Annotated in this window: 11 protein-coding genes; 10 read left to right on the top strand and 1 reads right to left on the bottom strand. The window is 66.9% G+C overall.

Annotated elements, in window-relative coordinates:
* The first annotated feature begins 371 nt into the window (after nt 1-371).
* The 8 genes from murG (at nt 372) to lpxC (ending at nt 9,595) form a co-directional block, all read left to right on the top strand.
* Nucleotides 372-1,445, top strand: a complete 1,074-nt coding sequence (gene murG, locus I6U14_RS02560) for an undecaprenyldiphospho-muramoylpentapeptide beta-N-acetylglucosaminyltransferase (RefSeq protein WP_296896656.1) — start codon at nt 372-374, stop codon at nt 1,443-1,445.
* 148 nt (nt 1,446-1,593) lie between these two features.
* Nucleotides 1,594-3,030 carry a UDP-N-acetylmuramate--L-alanine ligase gene (murC, locus tag I6U14_RS02565; protein ID WP_296896645.1) on the top strand — a complete coding sequence of 479 codons (1,437 nt, stop codon included), beginning with the start codon at nt 1,594-1,596 and terminating at the stop codon, nt 3,028-3,030.
* A gap of 189 nt (nt 3,031-3,219) precedes the next feature.
* Nucleotides 3,220-4,095: a UDP-N-acetylmuramate dehydrogenase gene (gene murB / locus I6U14_RS02570; RefSeq protein ID WP_296896657.1), complete on the top strand. Its 876-nt coding sequence runs from the start codon at nt 3,220-3,222 to the stop codon at nt 4,093-4,095.
* Nucleotides 4,092-5,021 (top strand): D-alanine--D-alanine ligase, encoded by a 930-nt coding sequence (locus I6U14_RS02575; RefSeq protein ID WP_296896647.1) that lies wholly within the window; start codon nt 4,092-4,094, stop codon nt 5,019-5,021. Before murB ends, I6U14_RS02575 begins: the two co-directional genes overlap by 4 nt.
* Nucleotides 5,018-5,827: a cell division protein FtsQ/DivIB gene (locus tag I6U14_RS02580; RefSeq protein ID WP_296896649.1), complete on the top strand. Its 810-nt coding sequence runs from the start codon at nt 5,018-5,020 to the stop codon at nt 5,825-5,827. The genes I6U14_RS02575 and I6U14_RS02580 overlap by 4 nt, the downstream gene beginning before the upstream one ends.
* A gap of 5 nt (nt 5,828-5,832) precedes the next feature.
* Nucleotides 5,833-7,050 (top strand): cell division protein FtsA, encoded by a 1,218-nt coding sequence (gene ftsA, locus I6U14_RS02585; protein WP_296896650.1) that lies wholly within the window; start codon nt 5,833-5,835, stop codon nt 7,048-7,050.
* Nucleotides 7,051-7,232: 182 nt separating this feature from the next.
* Nucleotides 7,233-8,390, top strand: a complete 1,158-nt coding sequence (gene ftsZ / locus I6U14_RS02590) for a cell division protein FtsZ (protein ID WP_296896651.1) — start codon at nt 7,233-7,235, stop codon at nt 8,388-8,390.
* A 293-nt stretch (nt 8,391-8,683) separates the two neighbouring features.
* A complete protein-coding gene (lpxC, locus tag I6U14_RS02595; RefSeq protein ID WP_296896652.1) occupies nt 8,684-9,595 on the top strand; it encodes a UDP-3-O-acyl-N-acetylglucosamine deacetylase in 912 nt (303 codons plus the stop codon).
* 10 nt (nt 9,596-9,605) lie between these two features.
* Here the strand turns inward: lpxC and I6U14_RS02600 are convergent, their stop codons facing one another.
* On the bottom strand, nt 9,606-10,073 hold the full coding sequence (locus I6U14_RS02600) for a DciA family protein (protein ID WP_296896653.1): 468 nt from the start codon (nt 10,071-10,073) through the stop codon (nt 9,606-9,608).
* Nucleotides 10,074-10,211: 138 nt separating this feature from the next.
* Here I6U14_RS02600 and I6U14_RS02605 point away from each other — a divergent pair, with 138 nt between their 5' ends.
* Both I6U14_RS02605 and secA read left to right on the top strand, forming a co-directional pair.
* Nucleotides 10,212-11,117, top strand: a complete 906-nt coding sequence (locus I6U14_RS02605; RefSeq protein ID WP_296896654.1) for a M23 family metallopeptidase — start codon at nt 10,212-10,214, stop codon at nt 11,115-11,117.
* Nucleotides 11,118-11,363: 246 nt separating this feature from the next.
* A partial coding sequence (gene secA / locus I6U14_RS02610; RefSeq protein WP_296896655.1) for a preprotein translocase subunit SecA occupies nt 11,364-13,255 on the top strand: 1,892 nt, incomplete at its 3' end.

Consider the following 13,255-nt stretch of genomic DNA (forward strand, 5'->3'; position numbering starts at 1 on the left):
TTTTCATGGCGACGTGTACCACTTGAAGGTATCGTATTGCCATCGTCGTGAACGGCGGAGTGTTATAGGTGACACCTCTTGGTGGCCTTGATGCCCACGGGCGTGCTCTGGCGCGGCTATGTCGACGTCCGCAGCCCGTCGGTGGACCCGAGCCCGGAGGGCGGCCTCCATCGCGAGCGGGCCGCGCCGCCCTCGCGCCCGCTGCGCGAGCGCCACAAACGCGAACGGGGGGCGACATGGCGGTGAAGCAGGGCCGACGGCCGAGGGCCGAGGACCGAGCGGCGAGCGCGGGGCGCTCTGCCCCCGACGTGTCGGCGGCGGGTCCGACTAGACCCTTGACCCGCGTTCGTCAGCCCCTCCACATCGCCGTGATGGCGGGCGGTACCGGTGGCCATGTGTTCCCGGCGTTGGCGGTGGCTGAGATCCTACGTGCGCGTGGTGCCGAGGTGTTCTGGATCGGCACTCGTGCTGGCATGGAGGCGCGGCTGGTGCCGGCCCATGGCTTCGAGATGGAATGGGTCGGCATCCAGGGCGTACGTGGCAAGGGCGTGAAGGCGCTACTGACCGCACCCTTCAAGCTTGCCTCCGCAGTGCGACAGGCAGCCGGCATCCTCAAGCGCCGCGGGGCGCAGGCGGTGCTCGGCATGGGCGGCTTCGTGGCCGGCCCCGGCGGACTCGCCGCCAAGCTCCAGGGGCGCGCGCTGGTGATCCAGGAGCAAAACAGCGTGCCCGGACTCACCAACCAGTGGCTTGCGCGGCTGGCAGACCGGGTATTCGAGGCTTTCCCGGGCAGCTTCCCGGCCGCCCGCGGCGCCATCGACAGCGGGAATCCGGTGCGTGTCGATATCGCCGCGCTGCCGGCGCCGGCGCAGCGGGTCGCCGGTCGCAGCGGCCCGACGCGGCTGCTGGTGGTCGGCGGCTCTCTCGGTGCAAAGGCACTGAACGAGACGGTGCCGGCCGCGCTGGCGCTGCTGGCGCCGGAAGATCGCCCGCAGGTGCGCCACCAAGCTGGCGAAAAGACTTTGGACATTGCCCGCACCGCGTATGCGGACGCCGGCGTGAAGGCACAGGTCACGGCCTTCATCGACGACATGGCAGCGGCCTATGCCTGGGCGGACCTTGTCGTATGCCGAGCAGGGGCGCTGACGGTGTCGGAGATCGCCGCCGCCGGGGTACCGGCCATATTCGTCCCCTTTCCATACGCCGTGGACAACCACCAGGTGGGCAATGCGCGCTGGCTCAGCGATGCCGGCGCGGCACGCCTCGTCATTCAGAAGGATCTGACACCGCAAGGCCTGGCGGCGCAGCTCAGGGAGTTGCTGGCGGACGCAGACAAGCGCCTGGCCATGGCCGAAGCGGGTCGCGCCAAGGCCAGGCCGGACGCGGCTGAACGTATTGCGCAGGCATGTATGGAACTGGCTGAAAGGTCGGAGGCGCACGTATGACAGTCGCGACACCGCAAGCGCCTGCGATGCCTACACCCAGGGCCAAGGGCCGAGGGCCAAGGGTGGCCGTGCCTGCGTTGCCTCGGCCCTCTGGCGCCTGGGTCGAGGCGCCAGCGTCTGCGAAGGCCCACCAGAAGGGTGCGCCGAGATGAGCCCGCATCGCACGCATAGCGCCAGTTATATGGGCCGCATGCGCCGACTGCATTTCGTCGGTGTAGGTGGTGCCGGCATGAGCGGCATTGCCGAGCTCATGGCCAACCTGGGCTATGAGGTGCAGGGCTCGGACCGGCGCGAAAGCGCTGTCACGGAGCGCCTCCGGGGCCTCGGCGTCGAAGTGTTCAACGGCCACGAAGCCGCGCACGTGGCAGAGGTCGACGCGGTGGTGGTGTCCACCGCCATCGACCCGAGCAACCCCGAGATCATCGCCGCCCGGCAGGCGCGCATCCCAGTGGTGCGCCGCGCGGAAATGCTGGCCGAGCTCATGCGCTTCCACTACGGCGTGGCCGTCGCCGGCACCCATGGTAAGACCACGACGACAAGTCTGATCGCGAGCGTGCTCGCCGAGGGGGATATGGACCCGACCTTCGTGATCGGCGGGCTGCTCAACAGCGCCGGCGCGAATGCCCGGCTCGGCACCAGCAAATACCTGGTGGCAGAGGCCGATGAGAGCGATGCCTCGTTCCTGTTCCTGCAGCCGATGCTGGCGGTGGTGACCAACATCGACGCCGACCACATGCACACATACGGCGGCGACTTCAATCGTCTGCGCAACACCTTTGTCGAGTTTCTTCATCACCTGCCGTTCTATGGCCTGGCAGTGCTCTGCGTCGACGACGACGAGGTGGCCTCGCTGGTGCCCCTCGTCGCTCGACCGGTGATGACCTATGGGACCCGCATCGATGCCGATGTGCGGGCGGATAACGTCCGCCAGCAGGGCACCCGCATGCTCTTCGACGCCCACCTGCCGGGCGGTTCGGTGCTGCCTGTGGAGCTGAATCTGCCGGGCCGGCATAACATGCTGAACGCCTTGGCCGCTATCGCCGTGGGCCTGGAGCTTGGCGTGGACGAGGCAGCTATCCATAGCGCGCTGGCGGCCTTCCAGGGGGTCGGCCGGCGCTTCGTCGTGAGCCATTGTGAGATCCGTGGCGGGCGCAACGTCACCCTGATCGACGACTACGGCCATCACCCGACGGAGCTTGCCGCCACCATGGCAGCTGCCCGGGGAAGCTGGCCGAAACGCCGGTTGGTGCTCGTGTTCCAGCCGCACCGCTACACGCGGACGCAAGAGCAGTTCGAAGACTTCGTGCACGTGCTCTCGGAGCCGGATCAGCTGGTGCTGTGCGAGGTCTATCCCGCCGGCGAGCAGCCCATCCCCGGTGCCGACGGCCGCAGTCTGGCACGCGCCATCCGTGCCCGAGGTCGCGTGGAACCCTTGTTTGCACAGCATCTGGGCGAGGTGGTGGAGCTGCTGGACGCCACCCTCGTCGACGGCGACGTCGTGCTGGTCTCGGGCGCCGGTGACATCGGCGGCCTCGCCGCCCGGGTGCCCAAGCTGCTGATGGCGGAGGGCGATGATGCCGACTGAATGCTTGCCGTTGGCCAAGACCCTGTTGCGCAGCCGCCGCCTAGGCAGCCTCAGCCTGCGCCTCGGCTGCGGCGAGCCCCTGCATGCGCGGGTCAAGGGCGGAGCCGCGCGCCGGCGGGTGCCCGTGCTGCCGCCGGCTGCGGCTGTGGGGGGGCACGCGCCGCGAGGGTCACGACGCGGTCCCTGCCGCTGCGGGGGGAAGTGCGGCGCGACGAACCGCTGGCCAGGCACACCGGCGGGGGCGGCGGCGGAGCGGCTGCGCGCCTGTACCGGCCGGCAGATCGTGACGACCTCCTCGGCTTCCTGCGCACGCTGCCCAGCGACGAGCCGATACTCTGGCTCGGCCTTGGCAGCAATCTGCTCATCGCCGACGCCGGTTGGCCCGGCACCGTCATCGAAATCCATGGCTGCCTCGCGGACATGGCTGTTATGGCCCCCGGCAGGCTTCGTCTCGAGGCGGGTGCTTCCTGTGCGAAGGCCGCTCGGTTCGCGGCACGAGCAGGGTTGGTCGGATTGGAGTTCTTCGCCGGCATCCCGGGCACCGTCGGCGGAGCAATGGCCATGAATGCAGGTGCCTGGGGCGGCGAGACCTGGCCGCACGTGGCCTTGGTGCGCACGGTCGATCGCGCCGGCTGCGTGCGCGAGCGCGGGCCCGCGGACTTCGAGGTGGGTTACCGGCATGTGGTGATGCCGCAGGGGGAGTGGTTCCTGGAGGCCGAGATGGTGCTTGCGTCGGGTGATACGCATGCCGCCCAAGCCCGCATCAAGGAACTGTTGGCACGGCGTGCGGCGACACAGCCCACGGGGCTGCCGAGCTGTGGCTCGGTCTTCCGCAACCCGCCCGGTGACCACGCCGCCCGGCTCATTGATGCCAGCGGACTCAAGGGCTTGCGCTTCGGCGGTGCCGAGGTCTCGCCCAAGCATGCGAATTTCATCATCAACACCGGTAATGCCAGCGCGCGGGACATCGCGCGGCTGATCGACCATGTGCGCGCCGAGGTGGAGCGCCAGCATGGCGTCCGGCTGATACCCGAGGTGCGTCGGGTGGGGGATTTCCAATCATGACGCTCGATCCGGCCGAATTCGGCAAGGTGGGGCTGCTGCTCGGCGGCCGGGCCGCCGAGCGCGACATCTCGCTCAAGAGCGGCGCCGCGGTGGGGGCGGCGCTGAGACGCCTGGGCGTGGATGTGCACGACATCGATCCGGGGCCGGACGTCTTGGAAGTGCTGCGAGCGGGACATTTCGATCGGGCCTTCATCATCCTGCACGGCCGCGGCGGTGAGGATGGGCAGATCCAGGGGGCGCTCGAGTCCATCGGTATGCCGTACACCGGCTCTGGCGTGTTGGGCTCGGCCATCGGCATGGACAAGTACCGGACCAAGCTGCTCTGGGCGGGTGCCGGTGTGCCGACGGCGGACTTCGTACTGCTGCGTGGCGAGGCCGATCTCGCCGCTGCCGAGCAGCTCGGCTTCCCGCTCATGATCAAGCCGTCACAGGAGGGCTCCAGCATCGGTATGGCCAAGGTCGACGGCGCTGCGGCCCTGGCCGAGGCCTGGCGTGCCGCCGCGGAGTACGACCGCACCGTGCTGGCCGAGCGCTGGCTGCCCGGTGCCGAGTACACCTGCGCCATCCTCGGCGGCCAAGCGCTGCCGCTGATCCGCCTGGAGACGCCCAACAGCTTTTACGACTACGAGGCCAAGTACTTCTCCAACACCACCCGGTATCACTGTCCCTGCGGTCTGTCGGCGCTGCGGGAGTCGGAGCTGCAGATGCTCTGTCTGCGCGCTTTCGACGCCGTGGGTGCATCCGGCTGGGGCCGCGTCGACTTCATGCTGGACGAACAGGGTGATCCGCGGCTGCTGGAGGTCAACACCGTCCCTGGTATGACCGACCACAGCCTGGTGCCCATGGCCGCCAAGGCCGCCGGCATCGATTTCGACATGCTGTGCCAGCGCATCCTCGCGACCAGTCTCGGAGAGCAGACGCGATGAGCATGGCCCAGGCACAGAGTGCGTCCGCAGCGGCCGCCGGGACCGCGGCGGTGCCGCGCCCAAGCAGCCTGGCGCTGGTGGCCCGGCTCCTGACCGCGGTGGCCATCATTGGCGCCCTCATCGGCGCCGGCGTCGTCGCGTTGGATTGGGAGCCACGGCTTCTGCCTATCCGCGTGGTCACCGTGGATGGGGAAATGCACGGGCTGTCGCGGGAGTCGCTGCAGCAGACCATTGCGGCCCACATCGATGGCGGCATCCTGACCCAGGACCTGGCCGCGCTCCAGCAACGTGTGGAGGACCTGCCCTGGATCCGCCGTGCCAGCGTGCGCCGGGTATGGCCGGACCGACTGGTGTTCAGCGTCAGCGAGCACGAGGCCATGGCCCAATGGGGCGACAACGGCCTGGTGACGAAAGACGGCGTTGTGTTCCGCCCCCGCGACGGCCGCCTGCCGGCCGGGCTGGTGCGGCTCGACGGCGCCGAGGACCTGGCGCCGGAGGTGGTCGAGCGTTACCGGCGCTGGCACCCCAAGCTCGCCGAGCTCGGGCTCATCATCGACTCGGTGGTGCGGAACGCCCGCGGCGACTGGACCCTCACGCTGCTCGGTGGCACCGAGCTCTATCTCGGCACCGACGACATCGAGACTCGCTTCGGGCGGCTCCTTGCCGCCTATCCGCAGGTGGAGGCCATCGGCATCCCGATTCGTATCGACCTGCGCTACAGCAACGGCTTCGCGGTGCGCTGGGTGCCGCGAGCCGATGCACGGCCCGAGCGCGTGGCCGCCAACACTTTTCCGGAACGGAGCTGACCGGCATGGCCAGACGTAGTGAGAAGAACCTCTTGGTGGGGCTCGATATTGGCACCTCGAAGGTCGCCGCGCTGGTGGGCGAGCTGAAGGCCGACGACACCATCGAGATCATCGGCATCGGCACCCACCCCTCCCATGGCTTGAAGAAGGGCGTGGTGGTGGATATTGAATCCACCGTGCAGTCCATCCAGCGCGCCGTCGAAGAGGCGGAGCTGATGGCCGGCTGCGAGATCCACTCGGTGCATGCCGGCATCGCCGGCAGCCATGTGCGCAGCCTGAACAGCCACGGCATCACTGCTATCAAGGATCACGAGGTAGTACAGGGCGACGTGGATCGGGTTATCGACGCCGCCCGCGCCGTGGCCATCCCGGCGGATCAGAAGATCCTCCACATCCTGCCTCAGGAGTTCATCATCGACGACCAGGAGGGCATCCGCGAGCCCATCGGTATGTCTGGCGTGCGCCTGGAGGCGCGGGTCCACATGGTCACCGGCGCTGTCAGCGCAGCGCAGAACATCGTCAAGTGCATCCGCCGCTGTGGACTGGAGGTGGACGACCTGGTTCTGGGCCAGCTCAGCTCCAGCTATGCCGTACTTGGCGACGATGAGAAAGAGCTCGGCGTCTGCCTCGTGGACATGGGTGGCGGCACCACGGACATGGCAGTGTTCACCGACGGTGCCATTCGCCACACCGCATGCATCCCCATCGCCGGCGATCAGGTCACCAACGACATCGCGGTGGCCCTACGCACACCCACCCAGCACGCCGAGGACATCAAGGTCCGCCACGGCTGCGCCTTGTCTTCGCGCGGTGTCAGCGAGGACATCGAAGTGCCGAGCATCGGCGAGCGACCGGCTCGGCAGCTCTCGCGCCAGACCCTCGCCGAGGTGGTCGAGCCCCGCTACGAGGAGCTTCTGAATCTGCTCCAAGGCGAGCTGCGCCGAAGCGGCTTCGAAGACCTGGTCGCCGGCGGCGTCGTGCTCACCGGCGGCGCCGCCAAGATGGACGGACTCCTGGAGCTGGCAGAAGACGTGTTCCACATGCCAGTGCGACTCGGTGTGCCTCAGTACGTCACTGGTCTGGAGGACACCATCGCCGACCCGGCGTACGCCACTGGTGTCGGCCTGCTCATCTACGCCCAGCAGCACCGCTTCGCCGCGGGCTCGGAGTACGCCGAGGCGCAGGGGCTCTGGGGGCGCATACGCAAGTGGTTCGGGGGCTGAGGAGCGGCACCCGCAGACAGCATCAGCGGGGCCTCCTGCCCCGCCGGCTATAGGACGGCAAACATCTTCCCCTGACGGCCTCGCCGAACGGGGATTCAGGAGTCGGGCGTATCCACCCCGCGGCCCGAGGGGACGGCAGACCTGGCAGGCAACAGCAAGCAGCGATACGAGAGGCAAACATCATGTTCGAGCTTATGGATACCCAGACTCAGACCGCAGTCATCAAGGTCATCGGCGTCGGCGGCGGCGGCGGCAACGCGGTCAACCATATGGCCGCGGCCAACATCGAGGGCGTGGACTTCATCTGCGCCAACACCGACGCTCAGGCCCTGGACAACGCCACCGTCAAGACCATCCTCCAACTTGGTGCCGGTATCACCAAGGGGCTGGGCGCTGGTGCCGATCCGGACATCGGCCGCAAGGCAGCCGAAGAAGACCGCGATCGCATCAAGGATGCGCTGGAGGGCGCCGACATGGTGTTTATTACCGCCGGCATGGGCGGCGGCACCGGCACCGGCGCGGCCCCCGTGGTGGCGGAAGTCGCCCGGGAGCTCGGCATTCTAACCGTCGCTGTGGTGACCAAACCTTTCCCCTTCGAGGGCGGCAAGCGCGGCAAGACCGCCAACACGGGCATCGACGAGCTGGCCAAGCATGTCGACTCCCTCATCACCATCCCCAACGAGAAGCTGCTGCAGGTGCTCGGTAAGGAGATGACGCTGCTGAGCGCCTTCAGCGCCGCCAACGACGTGCTGCTGAACGCGACCCAGGGCATTGCCGAGCTCATCACCCGCCCGGGGCTCATCAATGTGGACTTTGCGGACGTCAAGACGGTCATGTCGGAGATGGGGGTGTCCATGATGGGCACGGGCGCCGCCAGCGGCGAGAACCGCGCCCGGGAGGCCGCCGAGGCCGCTATCAACAGCCCGCTGTTGGAGGATATCGACCTCGCCGGCGCGCGCGGCATTCTGGTGAACATCACGGCGGGCCTGAGCCTCTCCATCGGCGAGTTCGACGAGGTTGGTAACACGGTGCGCGATTTCGCCGACGACGAAGCGACGGTCGTGGTGGGCACCGTCATCGACCCAGAGCTGGAGGACGAGCTGCGCGTCACCGTGGTGGCGACCGGCCTCGGCGGCAGGCAGGCGGGCATGGCCGCCGGCGAGCCCAAGATGCGCCTGGTTAACGGCCGCGATGCAGACGGCATGACACCGGATTACCGCGACATGGACCAGCCGGCATATATCCGCAACAAGCGGGTCGCGGCCGGCGGTGGCGGCGACCAGGGCTCCGACCTTGACTACCTCGACATTCCGGCGTTTTTGCGCCGGCAGGCAGACTGACGCGTCGGTTGCGAGAGATTTGTGCGATTAAAGCGGGCCGGCGAAAGCCGGCCCAGCTGATTTGGGACAATCCCTAGGCAGATATTTCAAGAAAAAACAGAAGCTTCTCTCGAAGTCGCATTTGGTGCTTGATAATAATCCGGGAAAACCCTAACCTATAGGTCAAGAGGGTGGCGCCGTCCGCAGGGCGACGTCGCATCCCGACAACAGAGCACCTCCCGGTTCCGGCCGGGCGGCTCGACTTGGACGGACCGGCATAGGATGTCGGCGCCAAGCGGCAAGGGGGAGCGACAGTGATCCGTCAACGCACGCTGAAGAACGTTATCCGCGCGACCGGTGTTGGACTGCATACCGGTAACAAGGTGTATCTCACACTGCGGCCGGCACAACCCGATACCGGCATCGTGTTCCGGCGGGTCGACCTTGATCCGCCTGTCGATATTAACGCTTGTCCGGCGCGTGTGGGAGACACACGCCTCTCCACCACGCTGGAAGCCGACGGCGCTCGTGTCTCCACGGTCGAGCATCTGCTCTCGGCCTTCGCCGGCCTTGGCATCGATAATGCGTACGTGGACGTCAGCGCCGGCGAGGTGCCCATCATGGACGGCAGCGCCGGTCCTTTCGTGTTCCTGCTGCAGTCGGCCGGCATCGAAGAGCAGAGCCGCCCCAAGCGCTTCATCCGCATCAAGCGCGCCGTCGCCGTCGAAGAGGGCGACAAGTACGCTCGCTTCGAGCCCTATGAAGGCTTCCGTGTGGGCTTTTCTATCGACTTCGAGCATCCGGCTTTCACGTCCCGCGCCCAGTCCGCGGTGGTCGACTTCTCCAGCACGTCTTTCGTGAAGGAGGTAAGCCGGGCGCGCACCTTCGGCTTTTTGCGTGACATCGAGGCCCTGCGGGAGCAGAACCTCGCCCTCGGCGGCAGCCTTGACAATGCCGTGGTGGTGGACGACTACCGCGTGCTCAATGACGACGGGCTGCGCTACGAAGACGAGTTCGTCAAGCACAAGATCCTGGATGCCATCGGCGATCTCTACCTCTTGGGCCGGCCGCTCATCGGCGCCTTCATCGGCCACAAGTCCGGCCATGCGCTGAACAATCGGCTGCTGCGGGCCCTGCTTGCTCAGCAAGACGCTTGGGAAGAGGTGACGTTCGAGGACGCGACGCAGGTGCCCATCCGCTTCGGTCAGCCCGCACTTGCTGGCTGAGGTAGCCGTGTCAACCGCCACGCCGAAGGGTTGCGGCCAGACGGCGCAGGCTCTCGGCGAGAGCCGAGTCGCCAAGCGCCGCGGCGGTCTGCTCCACGGTACGCGCGGCGGCCATGCCGGCCCGATGACTCGTATCGGCATTACCCGTCTTTGCGAGCTCGGAGGGAAACGCCGACGGTTGCGCGCGAACTCGGCACTCGGAGACCACCTCGCCCTTTGGTGCAAGTGGCTCGGCGAGTGCGGGCAGGAACTGGGGCGAAAGAAACCTCAGTCGATCCACCCACACCGGGGAATCACAGATCAGTGTCAGCCGGCCATCTTCCAGGATGGCCTGCGTGCAGTGCCGGGCGACGGACGCCGGCAGCAGCGAGCGGATGCGGCTGAGCACTGCATCGCGCCGCTCGAGCTCCAACAGCAGCGCGGAGATGGCGTCGCTGCGGTGGAGAAACCGACGGACATGGCAGACGCGATGCGGCATGGGCAGCTCCTGATTCGTGACCCGGGCAACAGACGGGCGACGCGTCGCCGCTGCACACCGGCGGCAAAACTTGGGGGGCGGGCACGCCGCGACGGCGCGTACCGCAGACAGACAACTAACGATAGAGCGTAACACCAGATGCGATATGCAACGACCCGAAGCCCGCTCGGCGCGGCCGGTTACACATCCGCACTGCTACTGATCGTCGTGTCCGCAGCCCTCGCGGCGGGCGCCGTCGGTTTCTGGCTCGGCAAATACCGCGTCACGGACGCAGATCTCGCCGCCGCGCAGCGTAGTGCGCCGGAGCCGGCGACTGGCCACGCGGCGCGAGCGGCCGCCGACATCGACGCCGTGGCAGCCCGCGTCGGTGCGCTCCAGGCGGAGATCATGCGCATCAACGCCCTCGGCCAGCGGCTGGTGGAGATGGCGGGCCTCGACGAGGAGGAATTCGATTTCGCCAACCCGGCACCCGCCGGCGGTCCTGACGATGCCGTGCTACGGCCTAGTAACGTGGACGATGTGGCCCAGGATCTGGCCAAGGTGCTCTCCGAGCTGGACGACCGTAAGCGCAAGCTCGGTCTGCTCGAAACGCTCATCATGGAGCGGGATCTGAAACGGCACAGCACCCCAGAGGGCTGGCCCCTGCGAGTCGGCGGGGTGGTAACCTCCAAGTTTGGCTATCGCCGCCATCCCATCACCGGCCGTCGCAGTATGCACAAAGGCATCGATATCGCTGCCAAGCACGGTACCGATATCGTTGCCATGGCAGACGGGATCGTGATCTTCTCCGGCTGGAAAGGCGGCTACGGCAAGATCGTCGAGGTCAGGCATGCCAACGGTTTGGAGACCCGATACGCCCACAACAGCGCCAATCTGGCCAAAGAAGGGGACATGGTGCGCAAGGGCCAGGTCATCGCGAAGTTGGGCTCTACGGGCCGCTCCACAGGCCCTCACGTTCACTTCGAGGTGCGGCGCAACGGCGAAGCGGTGAACCCCATGCAGTATCTTGACCTCAGCAAGAAGTCCCGCGTCGCGCGGCTCTGACCCCCACCGCCGGCAGGGTCGGCACCTGATCACATCGGCGCGAGGGTCGCACATGCCGCACCCACGGGCTCGACAACAAAGTCGCTGAAGCAGCCGATAACGCCGCGTCCGCCTGGCATGCCAGGCGGACGCGGCGTTCTTGCGTTTCGGTAACCTGCCAGAGCCTGATCACGTCAGCGCGCGCCACCACCTTCCGGTATCCTGTAGAGATTTCTGTCGCCGCCGAGGTCCCTTCGCGGGCAAGCCATGGGTATCAACGTCTTCAAGAAGATCTTCGGTAGCCGCAACGACCGCCTGGTCAAGCGGCTGCTCAAGACCGCCGAGTCCATCAATGCGCTGGAGGACGAGATCGGCGCGTTAAGCGATGCCGAGCTGCGCGGTCGGATCGAGCGTTTCCGGGAGCAGGCCGCCGCCGGCACGCCTCTGGACGACCTGCTCGCGGAGACGTTTGCCGTCGTGCGCGAGGCGGGTAAGCGTGTCCTAGGCATGCGCCATTTCGACGTCCAGCTCGTGGGCGGCATGGTGCTGCACGACGGCAAGATCGCCGAGATGCGCACCGGTGAAGGCAAGACGTTGGTCGCCACCCTCGCCGCCTGCCTGAACGCCCTGCCGGGCAAAGGCGTGCACGTGGTGACGGTGAACGACTATCTCGCCCGCCGCGACGCCGCCTGGATGGGGCAAATCTACGATTTCCTCGGCCTCACCGTCGGTGTCATCAACAGCTCTGGGGGCAGTGGCCCGGATACGGCGTCCTTCATCTACGATGCGGCCTTCGAGCCTGCGGCCGGCGAGCAAGGCTACCGCCACCTGCGCCCATGCACCCGCCGCGAAGCCTACGCCGCCAACATCACCTACGGCACCAATAACGAGTTCGGTTTCGACTACCTGCGCGACAACATGGCGTTCACGCCGGAGCAGCGGGTACAGCGCGATCCTTACTACGCCATTGTCGACGAGGTGGACTCCATCCTCATCGACGAAGCGCGCACGCCGCTCATCATCTCTGGACCGTCCGAGGGCAGTACCGATCTGTACAAGCAGATCGACACCATCATCCCGACCCTGACCCGTCAGGAGCCCATCAAAAACGAAGAGGGCCAGCCCGACTTCGGTCCCGGCGACTTCTCCGTCGACGAAAAATCCCGCCAGGTCTACCTCAGCGAGGACGGGCACGAGAAGGTCGAGTCCATGCTGACGGACATGGGTCTGCTCAGTGAGGGCGAGAGCCTGTACGACGCCGGCAACATCGTGCTGATGCATCATGTCTATGCGGCACTGCGCGCCCATGCACTGTTCCAGAAGAACGTCGATTACATCGTCCGCGACGGCCAGATCATCATCGTCGACGAGTTCACCGGGCGCACGATGCCCGGCCGACGCTGGTCCGAGGGCCTGCACCAGGCGGTCGAGGCCAAGGAGGGCGTGGCTATCCAGCCCGAAAACCAGACCATGGCGTCGATCACTTTCCAGAACCTGTTCCGGCTCTACCCGAAGCTCGCCGGCATGACCGGCACGGCGGATACCGAGGCCTATGAGTTTCAAAGCATCTACGGCCTCGAAGTGGTGGTCATCCCGACGCATATGCCCATGGTGCGCGACGACCGCGGCGACTTGGTCTACCTGACCCAAGAGGAGAAGTACCGCGCCATCATCGATGACATCAAGGATTGCGTAGAGCGCGGTCAGCCGGCACTGGTGGGCACGGCGTCCATTGAGACCTCGGAGCTGGTCTCGCGCATGCTCAACGACGCGAACATCATGCACGAGGTCCTGAACGCCAAGCAGCACGAGCGGGAGGCGGGTATCGTCGCCCGCGCCGGGGAGCCGGGCGCCGTCACCATCGCCACCAACATGGCCGGCCGCGGCACCGACATCGTGCTCGGCGGCAACCTCGATGCGGAGCTGGAAGACGTCCACGACCCGTCTGAGCGCGAGCGCATCAAGGTCGACTGGCAGGCGCGCCACCAGCGGGTCATCGCCGCAGGCGGCCTGCACGTCATCGGCACCGAGCGGCATGAATCGCGGCGTATCGACAACCAGCTACGGGGTCGCTCCGGACGCCAGGGCGATCCGGGCAGCTCGCGCTTCTACCTGTCGCTGAAGGACAACCTGATGCGCATCTTTGCCTCCGACAAGGT

The sequence above is a fragment of the Thiohalocapsa sp. genome (assembly GCF_019695415.1).
GTDB lineage: Bacteria > Pseudomonadota > Gammaproteobacteria > Chromatiales > Chromatiaceae > Thiohalocapsa.

What these genes read in the sequence shown, in the direction of transcription:
- I6U14_RS02575 (WP_296896647.1), top strand. Translation starts at nt 4,092, where the DNA reads ATGACGCTCGATCCGGCCGAATTCGGCAAGGTGGGGCTGCTGCTCGGC.
- I6U14_RS02605 (WP_296896654.1), top strand. Translation starts at nt 10,212, where the DNA reads ATGCGATATGCAACGACCCGAAGCCCGCTCGGCGCGGCCGGTTACACA.
- ftsZ (WP_296896651.1), top strand. Translation starts at nt 7,233, where the DNA reads ATGTTCGAGCTTATGGATACCCAGACTCAGACCGCAGTCATCAAGGTC.
- murG (WP_296896656.1), top strand. Translation starts at nt 372, where the DNA reads ATGGCGGGCGGTACCGGTGGCCATGTGTTCCCGGCGTTGGCGGTGGCT.
- I6U14_RS02580 (WP_296896649.1), top strand. Translation starts at nt 5,018, where the DNA reads ATGAGCATGGCCCAGGCACAGAGTGCGTCCGCAGCGGCCGCCGGGACC.
- I6U14_RS02600 (WP_296896653.1), bottom strand. Translation starts at nt 10,073, where the DNA reads ATGCCGCATCGCGTCTGCCATGTCCGTCGGTTTCTCCACCGCAGCGAC.
- murC (WP_296896645.1), top strand. Translation starts at nt 1,594, where the DNA reads ATGAGCCCGCATCGCACGCATAGCGCCAGTTATATGGGCCGCATGCGC.
- ftsA (WP_296896650.1), top strand. Translation starts at nt 5,833, where the DNA reads ATGGCCAGACGTAGTGAGAAGAACCTCTTGGTGGGGCTCGATATTGGC.